Origin of the sequence: Streptomyces indicus (assembly GCF_900100315.1) — a bacterium.
Classification (GTDB): Bacteria; Actinomycetota; Actinomycetes; order Streptomycetales; family Streptomycetaceae; genus Streptomyces; species Streptomyces indicus.
Genome location: NZ_FNFF01000014.1, coordinates 94,336 through 107,479 on the forward strand (window position 1 = coordinate 94,336; position 13,144 = coordinate 107,479).

Consider the following 13,144-nt stretch of genomic DNA (forward strand, 5'->3'; position numbering starts at 1 on the left):
CACCCGCAGACGCGAAGTGCCGCGCTCCGGTGAAGGAGCGCGGCACTTCGGCGCGAACAGAGCGGCGCTACGGCGCCGACGGGAGGGCCCAGTGGCGCGAGAACCTAGTAGACCGGCTTCTCCGGCTCGATCTGGTTGACCCAGCCGATCACGCCGCCGCCCACGTGGACCGCGTCCGCGAAACCGGCGGACTTGAGGACCGCGAGGACTTCCGCACTGCGGACACCCGTCTTGCAGTGCAGGACGATCTTCTTGTCCTGGGGCAGGGCCTCCAGGGCGGTGCCCATCAGGAACTCGTTCTTCGGGATCAGCTTCGCGCCCGGGATCGAGACGATCTCGTACTCGTTCTGCTCGCGGACGTCGATGATCTCGATGTTCTCGCCCTCGTCGATCCACTCCTTGAGCTGCTTCGGAGTGATCGTCGAGCCGAGGGCCGCCTCCTGGGCCTCGTCGGAGACGACGCCGCAGAAGGCCTCGTAGTCGATGAGCTCGGTGACCGTCGGGTTCTCGCCGCAGACCGCGCAGTTGGGGTCCTTGCGGACCTTGACCTGGCGGTACTGCATCTCCAGGGCGTCGTAGATCATCAGGCGGCCGACCAGCGGCTCACCGATGCCGGCGAGCAGCTTGATGGCCTCGTTGACCTGGATCGAGCCGATGGAGGCGCACAGCACACCGAGCACGCCGCCCTCGGCGCAGGAGGGGACCATGCCCGGCGGGGGCGGCTCCGGGTAGAGGCAGCGGTAGCAGGGGCCGTGCTCGGACCAGAACACGCTGGCCTGGCCGTCGAAGCGGTAGATCGAGCCCCACACGTACGGCTTGTTGAGCAGCACGCACGCGTCGTTGACCAGGTAGCGGGTCGCGAAGTTGTCCGTGCCGTCGACGATCAGGTCGTACTGGCTGAAGATGTCCATCACGTTCTCGGCCTCGAGCCGCTCTTCGTGAAGGATCACGTTCACATACGGGTTGATGCCCTTGACCGAGTCGCGGGCCGACTCGGCCTTGGAGCGGCCGATGTCCGCCTGGCTGTGGATGATCTGGCGCTGCAGGTTCGACTCGTCGACCTCGTCGAACTCCACGATGCCGAGCGTGCCGACACCGGCGGCGGCCAGGTACATGAGCGCCGGGGACCCGAGGCCGCCGGCGCCGACACACAGCACCTTGGCGTTCTTCAGCCGCTTCTGCCCGTCCATCCCGACATCCGGGATGATCAGGTGGCGGGAGTACCTGCGGACCTCGTCGACGGTGAGCTCTGCGGCAGGCTCGACCAAGGGTGGCAGCGACACGGGAACTCCGTAGATCGGTATGCGAACAGTGGTTCTTCCCGTAACGCTGCCACAGCCTTCTTCATTCCGAGACACCCCGTCCGATACGCGAGACGATTTCGTCCCAGTACCCGGGCAGCGCCTCGAAGGGGTCCACCGTGCGGTGCTTGTCCGTGCGGTCGGTGAACCAGATGGTGCCGGCGCCCTGCCAGCGCGCGATCCGCAGCGCCTCTTCGAGGTGGCCGAGCGGCATGCTGTGCACGAAGTGGCAGAACTTCTCGGGCGGATAGTCGGCCGTCCACTCCGCCACCTGCGACCAGCGGTAGTCGCTCCACGGGCCGCTGAACGTCACCAACTGGTCGGCGGATTCGGCGTATCCGGGATACGGGTGCGCGCCGTGACCGAAGACCAGGTGGCCGTCGGGGCGCAGCGCGCGCAGGGTGGCGGCGATCCGGCGGGTCTCGGGGAGCATGGCGCGCTCGGTGGGGGCGCGGTCCGCGTAGAAGCCGTCCACCTGGTACCAGTCGAGGTAGCGGTGCGCGTCCGAGACCAGCTCGCCGAAGGAGCGGGCTCCGTAGGCGAGATCGAGGTGACCGAGGACACGCGACCCCGCGTTGCGCAGCCGGCCCGAGGCTTCCAGGCAGTGCGGGTCGGGGCGGGCACCCGGACCGTTCGCGACATTCAGGACGGTCCAGTGCAAAGGGGCGCTGCGGTGCGGGCCCGTGGCGGCGGCCACGGAGGTCAGCGTGGCCCACTCCATGGGCGCGACCAGGGGGTGGGCGTACCCGGGCACGCCCAGGCCCATGGTCGTCTCGCCCGACAGGTGCTGCGTTCCGGTGGGGGTGATCAGATGCGGCATGCCGCCTCCATCCAGATGTCGGCGAGTGACTCTTCGAGGTTGATCCGGGGCCGCCAGCCGAGCCGGTCGCGCGCGGTGCGCACATCGGCCTGCTGCCAGCTGCCGCAGCCGTCCGGGTAGGGGTAGGCGGCGGGTGCTGCGTCGGATTCGGTACGGGGGTGGCCGATGGACGGCCGGCCGCCCGGGCCGCCGTCCAACTCGTGCAGGGCGCCGCCGTATCCGGCGACGCGGGCGAGCACGGCGGCGGCGTCGCGGAGCCGGACGGCCCGCCCCGAGCCGATGTTGACCACGCCCTGCGCGGCCGACAGGGAGGCGGCGTGCACGGCCCGCGCGACGTCGCGTACGTCCACGAAGTCCCGCTGCACACCGAGGCCGCCGAGCTTGAGCTCGCCGTCGCCGGCCTGCATCGCGCGGCGCATCGCCTCGGCGAGGCGGCCGAGCGGGGAGCCGGCCGGGGTGCCGGGGCCCGCGGGCGAGAAGACCCGCAGGACCACGGCGTCCAGGCCCGAGCCGAGCACGAGCTCGGTCGCGGCGAGCTTGCTCACTCCGTACGGGCCGCCGGGCCTGGGGATCGCGTCCTCCGACGTGGACGAGCCGGGCTGGCTTGGCCCGTACTCCGCGGCGCAGCCGAGCTGCACGAGCCGGGCCCCGCACCCGCTTCTGCGCAGCGCCTCGCAGACCGTGGCGACGGCCACGGTGTTGTGCCGGGTCAGCTCGCGGGCGCCGCCCCGGGTCGCGCCCGCGCAGTTGATCACCACGCCGGGGTGCACCGCGTCCAGGAACCGGGTGAGGGCGCCGGGGCTGCCGCTCGCGAGGTCGAACCGCACATCCGCGTCATCACCGCGGCCCAGCGCCGTGAGCTGGACGGCCGGATCGGCGAGCAGCCGGTCGGCGACGAACCGGCCCAGATATCCATTGGCGCCGAGCAGCAACACCCTCATCGGGCGGCTCCGGTGGCTGCGGTGCGGGGCAGAGAGGCCGCGGCCGGCCTCGTGCGGGTGGTCATCTTCCGTTCTCCTCAAGGATGTTCGTCGTCGGGTAAGAGCCTGGGCCGGAGAGCCGGCGCAGGTTCTCGGTCCGCCGCCCGCGGTGTCGGCCCCGCGGGTGGGGATGAGGCAGGGGTGGCGGCGGGCGTCACGCGCCGGCCGGCGAGAGCCGCGGACGTAGGGCGCCCGCGGGAGGCACCGGACCGCACCGCCTGCTGCGCGGGGCGCTGGGCCAGGTCCGGGGTGCGGGGCGGTGTCTGGTCCGCGGTGCGGGGCGGTGTCCGGTCCGCGGTACGCGGCGCGGGGACGGCGGGCAGTGGTGCCTGGGCCGAGGCGCGGGGCGGTGGCTGGACCGAGGCGCGCGGTGGCGTCTGGCCCGAGGTGCGGGGCGCAGGGACGGCGGGCAGTGGCCGAGGTGGTGGTGCCCCGACCTCGGTCGCGGCCTCGGTCGCGGCCCGGTGGGCCGCCTCGGCGTGGACGGCCTCCGCGCGGGCGGCCAGGGCGGCCCGCCACCGCGCTCCTTCCGCGAGCACGCGGACCGGCCCAGTCACCGGACGGCCTCCGCGTGCGCGGACGCCCGGGTCAGCCGGCGCATCGAGTGCGCGAGCAGGACCACGGCGGCCCCGCCGCACACCAGGACCGGCACCGCACCCGGCCCCCACGCGGCGACCACGGAGTCGACCGGTGCGGACAGGAACCCGAAGCCGGGGAGACGGCCGCCGAGCGCCGTGGCGAGGGCGAGGGTCTCGCCCGCGCAGGCCGCGCCAAGGAGCAGCGCACCCGCGTCCGGAAAGCCGTGCACCTCGAGCAACCGGGCGAGCAGCAGCAGCGCGCCCAGGGCGAGCGCCGGCCCGATCCCTCGCGTGCCTTCGCCGAGCACCGCGCCGGTCGCGAGCAGCAGCCCGGTCAGTACGGCGAGGAACACCGCGAACACCCCGCCCAGCAACGGGCGTACGGCGGCGGCGAAGTCGTCGAGCCCGCGGCTCGCGGCGAGCGTCCGGGCACTCTGCACCGCGAAGACCCGCGCGCACCAGGCCGCGGGCGCCACGGCGAGCGCGAGTCCGAGCACGGGGGCCGTGTGCAGGGCCCAGGGGCCGTCGGGCCCGCCGGACAGGATCGCGTCGAGCAGCCCCTCGCCGAGCAGCGCGTACGTGAGCAGGATTCCGGTCCACATCCGCGTGGCCGGCACCTGCCTGCCGTACACCCGCAGCGGTCCCTGCCGCAGCGCGACCTTCAGGGCGATCCCCACGGCGAGGGCCCCCAGCAGGCCGGCGACGAGCTTCGCCGTCCCCGAGGTGAGGTCGAGCCCGGCGACCGCCATGGCGCACACCGCACCGGGCAGCATCGCGAACGCGGCCCAGCCGACCGGGACTTGGGGCCCCGCGACCGGAGCCGGGGGCGCGAGGACGGGCGCGGTCTCCTCGTCCCGCGACGCCCGCGCGTACATCTCCTCGGCGAGCGAGAACACGTCGCGGTGCCGGAAGCGGGCCGCGGTGCGGTCGGTGACGCCGTGCGCCTCCAGGCCCGCGGCGATCTCCAGCGGGTCCACGGCCTCCTCGCACAGCTCGCGGTGGCGGTGCATCAGCGCCTTCACAGGGTCGACGGCGCCCCTGCGCGCGCCGGGTTTGCGCGTCTTTCCCTTGACGGCGGGGACGTCTCCGGCGCGCGAGGCCCCCGCCCCGGAGCGCGGCGCCGCACCGGCCGGTGCGGCAACTCCCGGTGAGCCGTCACCCGGTGACGCGGCACCCGACGTCCCGGCTCCCGGAGCCCCCGCGCCCGGCGTCCCGGCTCCGCGCAGGTCCGCGGCTGCGTCCGCGTCCGACGCCGCGGTGAGCGCCGCCTCGGCGAGCACCTCCTCGGACCGCGTGTCCCAACTCCCGGGGCTCTCCGGGGTGGTGGGCGCGTCGGGCACCACGGTCTCCTCGGCGCTCCCGGGCGGCGTCGTACGGATGTCGCTCATCGCTCGCCCTCCCCCGCGGCACCGACCCCGACGGGCTCGTCCTCGGCCCCGGCGTCCCCGTCCGCTGCGGCGGCCACGTCCACCGCGGCGCCCGTGGCTGTACGGGCTGCGCCGGCGGCGGCCCAGGCCGGGCCCGAACCCGCGGGCCGCTCGCCCGCGCCGGACCGCTCCTCCGCCCCCGGCGCGGTCCACCGCCCGGGCACGTACACCTCCGCCGGGTTGGCGAAGGGCTGCGGCTCGCCGGACTCGTCCAGGGCGTCCCGCCGCACGGGGTGGTGCGAGACGATCTCCAGGTAAATGCTGCGAAATGCCGCGATGTTCTGGTCCACCGTGAAGAGTTCGAGCGCCCGCGCCCTGGCCGCGGCGCCCAGGCGGTCGCGCCGCTCGGGGTCCCGTAACAGCGCGAGACACGCGTCGGCGAGCGCCCGCGGATTGCGCGGCGGCACCACGAGCCCCGTGCCGCCGATGACCTCGACCACCGCGCCCACGTCCGTGGACACCGTGGCGCGGCCGCAGAACATCGCCTCGACCAGGCTGATCGGGAAGCCCTCGACCACGCTGGACAGGACGACCACGCCGCCCGCCCCGTACGCGTCGGCCAGCTCCGGCACTTCAGGGCTGCCGATCTCCTCGAAGGAGACGGGGTTGTCCCCCACCGCGTGCACGCCCTCCGCCTCGTCGGGGAAGAGCTGGGCCGCGAGGGCCTTGCAGTGCGCGAGATACGTGGCCGCCTCGGCGCCCTCGGCCGGCGCGCCCACGATCCGCAGGCGCACCTTGGGCTCCTCCTTGCGGATTTCCGCGAAGGCGTGGAGCAGCGCGATCAGGTCCTTGGAGGGCTCGATGCGCCCGACCCAGACGAGGGTGTCGGGGTCGGCGGGCTCGGCCGATTCGCCGATCTCCGCGAACCGGGACGAGTCCATCCCCGGGTAGACGGTGCGCAGTTTGGCCTTGTCCGCTCCGCAGCGCTCCTGCCAGCGGCGGGCGTGCGTGTTGCCGGGGGTGATCAGCGCGGCCTGCCGGTAGACCTCCTCGGCGAGGCGGCCGTGGAAGCCCGCGAGCAGCGCACGCGCGGGCGCACTCAGGGCACCCGCGGCCCCCAGATAGTGCGCCCTCAACTGCACGCCGTACTCCGTGACGAGCAGCGGGACCCCGAAGAAGTGCTTCGCGAGGAGCCCGGGCAGCGCGGCCGCGCCCCCCGACGCGGCATGGCACAGGTCGACGGCGCCGAGGCCGCCTTCGACCTCCTCGTACCAGTCGAGCGAGAGCGGTCGCAGGGTGCGCTCGATGAGGCCGGTGACGGTCAGCAGATCGGCCACGCGCGCCTCGCGGGCGGCACGCGGCGCGCCGGGCGCGCGGCAGGCCTTCTCCAGCGCGTCGACGGCCGCCTCGGAGCGCAGCGCGACGGCGAGTCCGCCTTCTTCGCGCTCCAGGTCGGCGAGCCCGTACAGACCGCTGGCGAAACGGTCCGCCGCTTCTCCCCCTTCGGCACAGACCGCAGCCGCCAACTCCCCCCAGTGGGCGGCGAACCGGCGCCGCGCGCGCCGCCCGTACACCACGCCGTCGTCCTCGGCGGTCCACAGCGGAGCCGTACGCACCCGGTGCACCTGGGGCGGCAGCTGGATCCACCCCTGCTCTTCCTGGTGCGCGCTCCGGCTGAGCGCGAAGATGTCGAACTCGTGCCGGTCGAGCCCCCGCACCAGGCGGTCGCACCAGAGTCTGGCCTCACCCGTCACATACGGATAGCCACCCTCCGTGAGCAGTCCGATGCGCACGAGTACACCCCCGATCTTCCTTTGACTGGGGCTCCGTGGTCCCGGGCGCCCCCCGCGAAACGAACGTATGCGGATATGCCGGTGGCGCGATGGACGGTTGTCCATCGCGCCACCGGAAGGGGTGAACGGTCGTAACTTTCCTGGCCGGGTAGCGTTGGCTCGCGCTAGGCGCACAACCAGCTACGGAGCGTCAGGTGCCGCCCTGAGATGACGGCCGGGAAGACACAGGCGGGCTCAACGGCCGGGGTACACCCACTGGTTGGGCCGGCACTTGATGCCGTTCATCTCGAGGAACTTGGTCTGCTGCTGCATGACCGGGGCGAGCGCCCCGTCCACGCTGCACGACACATGGTTGAACCCGAGCCGGTGCCCGACCTCGTGGTTGATCAGCATCTGGCGGTACGCGAGGATCGCGTCCCCGTAGGTCTCGGCGCCCTGCGCCCACCGGTCGGCGTTGATCATCACGCGCTCGGTGGCGGCCGAGTCGCAGGAGACGTTGTCCTGGGTCGTGTCGAGCCCCGACTTCGCGCACCAGGTGGCGGTGGTGCCGCGGCTGGCGAGCGTGATGACGAAGTCGGCCTTGCCGCTGGAGATCCGCTCGAAGGTGCGCGCGCCCTTGTGCGCCCAACTCCGGTCGTCGTTCAGGGTCTTCTGCACGGCCTCGGCGAACAGCGCGCCGTCCAGGCCGAGTCCCTTCTCGACGTCGACCCGGTAGCGGAACTTCTGCCCGCTGCCCGGGGCCTTGTCGAAGCCGCCGACCGCCTCGAACTCCCCGCTCGCCTGCTTCGGCGGCAGCGGATCCTTCTTGGCCAGCTTCTGCTCGTACGTGAGCGTCTTCGGCGCCGCGGGCGCCTGGCGAGCGTCGGACCGGGAGGCCTCGGAGGCCCCGCCCCGCGCCTCGCCCCCCGTGTCGGCGGCCTGCGTCTGCGGGTCCTGGTCGCGGCCGTCGGCCACCTGGCCCGCGACGACCACGGCGAGCACGGTGGTCACGGCGGCGGCCGCGATCCCGGTGAACGTGCGGCCCTTGGTGTTCTTCCGCGGCGGATCCGGCTGTACGGGAGCGGCGGGCGGCGCTTCGTCCTCGGACAGCTCGTGCCGGAAGTCGGTGACGGCGGCGTACGGGTCAAGGGGTCGGCGGCGCGCGGCGGGGTCGAAGAGATCCTGCTCGTCGTCGAACGGATCGCCCGGATCGAGCCCTTCGAAGGCGGAGACGTACTCCTGCCGCGGCCCGGGAATCCGCGGCTGGGGCCCGGTGGAGCCGAGACGGGGCTGCGGCCCGGTCGAGGTGACGCGGGCCTGCGGCCCGGTCGAGGTCATCGGCTGCTGCGGCCCGTCCGCGGATATGCGGGGCTGGGGCCCGGTCGCGGATATGCGGGGCTGCGGCCCCGTCTCGTACCCGCGCGGCTGCGGCCCGGTCCCATGCACGCGGGGCTGCGCCCCCGTGTCGTACACACGCGGCTGCGGTCCCGTGGCGGACATCCGCTCGCCCGCGGGTATCGCCCCCCAGCCGCCACCGCCCTCACGGTGCTGCGGATGCGCGCGCCCGGCGCCCGGCGGGGGCACACGCGGGACGCCGTGCGCGGGGGTCCCGTCCGGACGTACGCGCGGCATGCCCTGCGGCGGGGTCGCGGCGGGCCCCGGACGCGGAGCCGCCGCGGGCCCGGGATACGGAGCCGCCGCCCCGGGACGCGCCTGCGGCATCCCGTGCGGCGGGGTCATGTCCGGCCGGGCCTGTGCGCCCGGCGGCGGTCCGTCCTGGCCGGCGCGCCGCCGGCGCCCGGTGCCCTCCGCGGGTCTGCCGGGGGCCCCGGATATACGGGGTATCGCGCCCGTGTCCCCGTCGGTCCTGCCGCCCTTGCGCGCGTGCCTGCCCACTCGCCGCCTCAGCTCTCCACCGTCAAGTCGCCCTGCGCGGCGAGAAGTTCACGTACGGCCGTGGCCACCACGTCCGGGTACTCCATCATCGCCACATGTCCCGCATCCGGCAAAGACAGCAGGCGGGAGCCGCGGAAGGCGCGCGCCGCCTTCTGCGCCATGCGGTACGAGACCAGCTGGTCCCGGCCGCCGTAGATCAGCAGCGTGGGCGCGAGCACCCGCTCGGCCTGCCGCCACAGCCCGTGCTGGCCGCCGAGCGTGTACGCATCGACGATGCCGCGCGCCGAACGGGCCATCGCGTCCCAGAAGTACGGCAGTTGCAGCCGCCGCTCCATCTCCTGCACGGCGTGCGCGAAGCCCTCAGGGGTGACCCGTCCCGGATCGCCGTAGCAGAGCTGCATCACTCCGCGCGTGCGCTGCTCCGGGGTCCAGTCCTTGGTCAGGCGCGCGAAGAGCTGCGCGACGCCCGGCAGCGCGACCAGCGCGGTCGGCACCGCGGTGCGCTGCACCCGGATCTCCGGCAGGGCGGGCGAGACGAGCGTGAGCGTCCGTACGAGATCGGGCCGCACGGCCGCGACGCGGGTGGCGACCGCGCCGCCCATCGAGTTCCCGAACAGGTGCACCGGGCCCCGGCCGCTCGCGTCGAGCAGCCGGATCACGGCGCGCGCGTGCCCGGTCACCGAATAATTGCTGTCGTCCGGCGGCGGCGAGTCGCCGAAGCCGGGCAGGTCCACCGCCTCGCAGTCCATGACGTCTTCGAGCAGCGGCATCAGCGCCGACCAGTTCTGCGAGGACCCGCCGAGCCCGTGCACGAACAGCGCCGCCGGCAGTCCGGCCCGCACCGGCGGTCTCGAGCGGACGGTGAGCGTGAGACCGGGCAGGGACACCTGGCGCAGCTTCTCGCCCTCGGCGATGCGCACCGGCAGCGTTTTCGGGGTCACCGCGGCGGCGACGGCACCCGGCAGCTCGGTCGAAGACATACGGCGATGTTACGAGACGATCACGCGTTGGATCACGTGTTCGCGGTCACACGATCGCGTAGCGCCCCGAATCGGACTCTCCTACGCTCGTGGAGGAAGGGCATACGCCCGCGCAGCATGGGCACACGCCCTGGCCCCTGCCTTCTTGAACGAGTAGGACGAGTAAGGGAGCCAGTCATGACGGTCGACCCCACCGAGCCGGACACCTTCGAGGAGCTCGCCGAGGACGAGCCGCTCGACCCGGAGGCGCCCGAGGCCGACGCCGCCGAGCAGCACACGGACCTGCGCCAGCGCCGGGACGAGGAAGCAAAGGACTTCGACCCCGCGTCCGCAAACGACGCGGATGTCGCAGAACAGTCCAGGGTGGTGGATCTCGACGAGGACGATTACCGCTGAGCGGCCCCGAACAGCACGGAACACCGCTCGCCGGACGTCCGGTCCGTGAAATTCTGCCTCCGCGCCGCGCACACCACGGTTACCGAAAAGTACGATGGCGAAGCGGCAGCACACCGCACACGGAACAGCCATGTATGGGGAGGCGGCGTGACAGCCACCGAGCAGACCGAGGCCGCGGCACGCCCGCGGGGCACCCGCCTGCCGCGCCGGGCCCGCCGCAATCAGCTTCTGGGCGCGGCCCAGGAAGTGTTTGTCGCGCAGGGTTACCACGCGGCGGCGATGGACGATATCGCCGAGCGCGCGGGCGTCAGCAAGCCGGTGCTCTACCAGCACTTCCCCGGCAAGCTCGACCTCTACCTCGCCCTTCTCGACCAGCACTGCGAGTCGCTGCTCACGGCGGTGCGCACAGCCCTGGAGTCCACCACGGACAACAAGCTGCGCGTGGCCGCGACGATGGACGCGTACTTCGCCTACGTGCAGGACCAGGGCGGTGCGTTCCGCCTGGTCTTCGAGTCGGACCTGACCAACGAGCCGGCGGTGCGCGAGCGGGTCGAGAAGGTGACGCTGGAGTGCGCCACCGCGATCAGTGAGGTGATCGCCGAGGACACCGGCCTGTCCAAGGACGAGTCGATGCTCCTGGCCGTCGGCCTCGGCGGTTTCGCCCAGGTCGTGGCGCGCTACTGGCTGCACAGCGAGTCCGAGGTCGACCGCGACAAGGCCGTGGAGCTGCTCAGCTCGCTGGCCTGGCGCGGAGTGGCGGGCTTCCCGCTGCACGGCGTGGACCCGCACTGAGCCCACGGCGTGGACGGGCACTGAGCGCACGGCGGCGCCCCGGGCCCCGCGTATCGGAGCCCCGGGCCCGCGTATTCCTTCCGGCTGTTCGCTGCGAGCGTGCACGGCGGCGCGCTGCCGAGTCCCCTCACCGGGCTAATGTGTGCTGCGTACTGGCGCGGACGCCCGCGCACCACTGACCGTCGGAGGGACATAGCCGTGGAGGTCAAGATCGGCGTGCAGCACGCGCCGCGCGAGATCGTTCTGGAGAGCGGCCAGACCGCCGCAGAGGTCGAGAAGGCGGTGTCCGAGGCGCTGAGCGGCAAGTCTCAGCTGCTCTCTCTGGTGGACGACCACGGCCGCAAGGTCCTGGTGCCGGCCGACCGGCTCGCGTATGTCGAGCTCGGCGAGCCGACCGCGCGCAAGGTGGGCTTCAGCGCGCTCTGAGCACGCGTTCAGGGTCCGCGGTCGCCGCGGACCCGAGCCGTGCCGCCGAAGGTGAACAGGGCGGGCCCCGGAGATGAATTCTCCGGGGCCCGCCCTGTTGCCGTAGGTGCTCCCAAGTGACCTGGCGGCAAAGGAGGATTGCGTTCCGCGCGCTTCGGGTAGGACCGGCTGTGACCGATTTGCACCCTGGCCGCGGGAGGACCCATGTTCCTGGAAGCGCTCGCCTCCGTAGTCCTCGGCCTTGCCCTCGCCGTCCTCGCGGCGCACCGTCTGGCGCACCGGCTGCCCTCGCGCGCGCTGGTGCTCGGCACGGGTGCGAGCGGTGCCCTGTTCGGCGCGTTCCTGACGCACTCGGTGCTCGGCCCGGGCAATGGTCCCGCCACGCTGGCCGGTGCGGTCGTGATGGCGGCGGCCTCGCTGTCGCTCCTGGTGCGGCCCGCGGGAAGGGTTAGGCGGCGGACGACGTACAGCCACAGCCCGTCCGGCGTCTGACGCACCGCCGCCGCCCGCTCCGTTCCTTGCCGGGTGACCCCGCCCGGACGCGCCCGACCCCTTACGCAGCCAGCCCCAGCGCCGCCATCCGCTTGGTGTGCGCCTCGGTGATCCGCGAGAACATCCGGCCGACCTCGGCCAGGTCGAACCCGTCCGCGACCCCGCCCACGAGCATCGTGGAGAGCGCGTCGCGGTCGGCCACCACCCGCTGCGACTGCGACAGGGCCTCGCCCATCAGCCGGCGGGCCCACAGCGCGAGGCGCCCGCCCACGCGGTGGTCGGCGTCGATCGCGGCGCGCACCTTCTCGACGGCGAAGGACGCGTGGCCCGTGTCGTCGAGGACGGCGAGCACGAGCGCGCGGGTGTCCGAGTCGAGCCGGGCGGCGACCTCGCGGTAGAAGTCCGAGGCGATCGAGTCGCCCACGTACGCCTTGACCAGGCCCTCCAGCCAGTCCGACGGGGCCGTCTGCTTGTGGAAGCCGTCGAGGGCGGCCACGAACGGGTCCATCGCCTCGGTCGGCTCCGCGCCGATCGCCGCGAGCCGGTCGCGCAGCTGCTCGAAGTGGTGGAACTCGGCGGAGGCCATCTTCGCCAGCTCCGCCTTGTCGGCCAGGGTCGGCGCCAGTTTCGCGTCCTCGGCCAGGCGCTCGAACGCGGCGAGCTCGCCGTAGGCGAGGGCGCCGAGGAGGTCGACGACCGCGGCGCGGTACTGCGGGTCGGCACTGGCCGTGGCCCAGTCCTGTGCGGCGATGCCGGTACGTGCGGCTTCGGTGCCGTCGGGTGCGTCCGTGGTGGTGTCAGGCGTCTCCATGGAGCGCACAATAGCCCGCCCGACCGCTCTGGGAAGGGCCTGGTCAACCGCTGTGACCAGCGTGACGTGAGGAATTTGACAGACACGCCCGCGGCTACTCGGGGTACAGTGGTAATGCGCCCGCTGAGCCGTGGCCGGTTCCGCCCTGCGTACGAGACCTTCGTATGCGGAGCGACCAGCCGCCTCGACGGGCCATCCCGAATGAGGATGCCCGGTCGGTGGCCCGATCGGCTCCGACCCGACAGCCCTCACGTGCGTACATGGATGTACGTCCCGGAGGGGCCCTCAGCGGCACGAGCGCTCGAGCGACGGCTGTGGTCCCGCGCCACCCGGCCTGCGCCAAGCGGCCGGAAGCTACCGGCTCGGCCACCGGCGGACTGAGTCGCTGCGTTACGAAGCACGAACTACGCAGCACCTCAGCTCCCGCCCGGTCAGACCCCCAGCGTTCGCCTTGTGCCGCGTCTCACAGAAGAGGCTGCACCCTGAACACGCCTACGACTTTCCGACAGCTCGGGATCCTTCCCGAGACCGCC

General features: G+C 73.2%; 12 protein-coding genes. 4 read left to right on the forward strand and 8 right to left on the reverse strand.

Annotated features, from left to right (window positions below; genetic code table 11):
* Nucleotides 1–104 precede the first annotated feature (104 nt).
* The 7 genes from moeZ to BLT97_RS28015 all read right to left on the reverse strand — a co-directional run bounded on the left by moeZ (nt 105) and on the right by BLT97_RS28015 (nt 9,694).
* Nucleotides 105–1,283, reverse strand: a complete 1,179-nt coding sequence (moeZ, locus tag BLT97_RS27985) for an adenylyltransferase/sulfurtransferase MoeZ (RefSeq protein ID WP_093615033.1) — start codon at nt 1,281–1,283, stop codon at nt 105–107.
* 61 nt (nt 1,284–1,344) lie between these two features.
* The gene (locus BLT97_RS27990) at nt 1,345–2,121 is read right to left on the reverse strand and encodes a spherulation-specific family 4 protein (RefSeq protein WP_093615035.1); all 777 of its coding nucleotides are present in this window, start codon (nt 2,119–2,121) and stop codon (nt 1,345–1,347) included.
* The gene (locus tag BLT97_RS27995; RefSeq protein ID WP_093615037.1) at nt 2,109–3,062 is read right to left on the reverse strand and encodes an NAD-dependent epimerase/dehydratase family protein; all 954 of its coding nucleotides are present in this window, start codon (nt 3,060–3,062) and stop codon (nt 2,109–2,111) included. Before BLT97_RS27995 ends, BLT97_RS27990 begins: the two co-directional genes overlap by 13 nt.
* 592 nt (nt 3,063–3,654) lie before the next feature.
* A complete protein-coding gene (locus BLT97_RS28000) occupies nt 3,655–5,067 on the reverse strand; it encodes a hypothetical protein (RefSeq protein ID WP_245769579.1) in 1,413 nt (470 codons plus the stop codon).
* The gene (locus BLT97_RS28005) at nt 5,064–6,839 is read right to left on the reverse strand and encodes a DUF3492 domain-containing protein (RefSeq protein WP_093615039.1); all 1,776 of its coding nucleotides are present in this window, start codon (nt 6,837–6,839) and stop codon (nt 5,064–5,066) included. Before BLT97_RS28005 ends, BLT97_RS28000 begins: the two co-directional genes overlap by 4 nt.
* A gap of 234 nt (nt 6,840–7,073) precedes the next feature.
* Entirely contained in the window at nt 7,074–8,714 is a 1,641-nt protein-coding gene (locus BLT97_RS28010) for a DUF3152 domain-containing protein (protein ID WP_425442771.1), read from the reverse strand.
* A gap of 8 nt (nt 8,715–8,722) precedes the next feature.
* Entirely contained in the window at nt 8,723–9,694 is a 972-nt protein-coding gene (locus BLT97_RS28015; RefSeq protein ID WP_093615043.1) for an alpha/beta fold hydrolase, read from the reverse strand.
* Between the two features lie 177 nt (nt 9,695–9,871).
* Between BLT97_RS28015 and BLT97_RS28020 the strand changes: the two genes are divergently transcribed.
* From BLT97_RS28020 to BLT97_RS28035, 4 genes are all read left to right on the forward strand, one after another.
* Nucleotides 9,872–10,090 (forward strand): hypothetical protein, encoded by a 219-nt coding sequence (locus BLT97_RS28020; RefSeq protein WP_093615045.1) that lies wholly within the window; start codon nt 9,872–9,874, stop codon nt 10,088–10,090.
* 147 nt (nt 10,091–10,237) lie between these two features.
* Entirely contained in the window at nt 10,238–10,882 is a 645-nt protein-coding gene (locus BLT97_RS28025) for a TetR/AcrR family transcriptional regulator (RefSeq protein WP_093615047.1), read from the forward strand.
* A gap of 198 nt (nt 10,883–11,080) precedes the next feature.
* Nucleotides 11,081–11,308, forward strand: coding sequence for a DUF3107 domain-containing protein (locus BLT97_RS28030; RefSeq protein ID WP_218137328.1), 228 nt, complete (start codon nt 11,081–11,083; stop codon nt 11,306–11,308).
* A gap of 204 nt (nt 11,309–11,512) precedes the next feature.
* On the forward strand, nt 11,513–11,800 hold the full coding sequence (locus BLT97_RS28035) for a hypothetical protein (RefSeq protein ID WP_093615051.1): 288 nt from the start codon (nt 11,513–11,515) through the stop codon (nt 11,798–11,800).
* Between the two features lie 61 nt (nt 11,801–11,861).
* Here BLT97_RS28035 and BLT97_RS28040 read toward each other — a convergent pair whose 3' ends face one another.
* A complete protein-coding gene (locus BLT97_RS28040; protein ID WP_093615053.1) occupies nt 11,862–12,611 on the reverse strand; it encodes a ferritin-like fold-containing protein in 750 nt (249 codons plus the stop codon).
* Between the last annotated feature and the right edge of the window lie 533 nt (nt 12,612–13,144).

Coding starts and splice junctions, on each gene's coding strand:
- BLT97_RS27990 (WP_093615035.1), bottom strand. CDS start 2,121: ATGCCGCATCTGATCACCCCCACCGGAACGCAGCACCTGTCGGGCGAG.
- BLT97_RS27995 (WP_093615037.1), bottom strand. CDS start 3,062: ATGAGGGTGTTGCTGCTCGGCGCCAATGGATATCTGGGCCGGTTCGTC.
- BLT97_RS28000 (WP_245769579.1), bottom strand. CDS start 5,067: ATGAGCGACATCCGTACGACGCCGCCCGGGAGCGCCGAGGAGACCGTG.
- BLT97_RS28015 (WP_093615043.1), bottom strand. CDS start 9,694: ATGTCTTCGACCGAGCTGCCGGGTGCCGTCGCCGCCGCGGTGACCCCG.
- BLT97_RS28020 (WP_093615045.1), top strand. CDS start 9,872: ATGACGGTCGACCCCACCGAGCCGGACACCTTCGAGGAGCTCGCCGAG.
- BLT97_RS28035 (WP_093615051.1), top strand. CDS start 11,513: ATGTTCCTGGAAGCGCTCGCCTCCGTAGTCCTCGGCCTTGCCCTCGCC.
- BLT97_RS28040 (WP_093615053.1), bottom strand. CDS start 12,611: ATGGAGACGCCTGACACCACCACGGACGCACCCGACGGCACCGAAGCC.